The organism is Aeromonas sp. QDB30 (assembly GCF_027707645.1).
In the GTDB taxonomy this organism is placed as follows: Bacteria; Pseudomonadota; Gammaproteobacteria; order Enterobacterales; family Aeromonadaceae; genus Aeromonas; species Aeromonas caviae.
On the sequence record NZ_JAPCIY010000193.1, the window covers coordinates 1 to 716 of the forward strand.

The window sequence follows — 716 nt, forward strand, 5'->3', positions numbered from 1 at the left end:
TTATAGGTGGCCAAAAGTTCGGCCATGGTCAGCGTATCGCTGTGGTCATTGGTCGCCAGGATGAACACCCCGGTCTGGTTGCGGGCCTCTTCAACGCAAGCCAGGCTAGTTGCCGCCAACCCAGTGATTTGAAACTGATGGCCAATTGGCTCTTCGCCACGCTTGGGTCTGCCACGTCCTGTATAAACGGGTTCACCTACCACTTCGGCATCCAGTTGCAGCAGCATCAAGCTGGCGGTAAAACAGCTCAACTCAGCTTGGGCATCCGCCTCACAAGCAAAGCGTCGGGCACACAATTTGGCGAAGGCTTTGAGCTCGCGGGTACTGTCTTTGAGCAGGTTTTTGGCCAATGTCTGCTGCTCGCGGTGGCTGGCTTGTTCGCTGCGCACCAGCAACCAACGTTGCGCGACCCCGGCATAATTCGCGTGTTGCCAACGGCCATGATAGCCATTGCCCAGAGCGGTCAGCGGTTGTGCACCTATGGTTGCCACGGCCTGCTTTGCCTCATTGAGAGTGACGGGCACCCGGGTCACAAATAGTTGCTGCTGTTGCGCCAGTAATTGCAAGGTATCGGCGCAGTACAGTGCGGCATCGCCGACCAGATAACGGCACTCCTGCGCGGCCTTGAGACTGCTCAAATGGCGACGAACGGTCTGGGCAAAGGCTTTGGTGTCATTACTATTGCCGCTCAGGGCCTGCATATAGACAGGTAGGCC

At 57.3% G+C, this 716-nt stretch carries 1 pseudogene; it reads right to left on the reverse strand.

The window, feature by feature from the left end:
* Positions 1–716: pseudogene (locus tag PG896_RS21075) on the reverse strand (IS1634-like element ISAs25 family transposase); the annotation flags it as partial.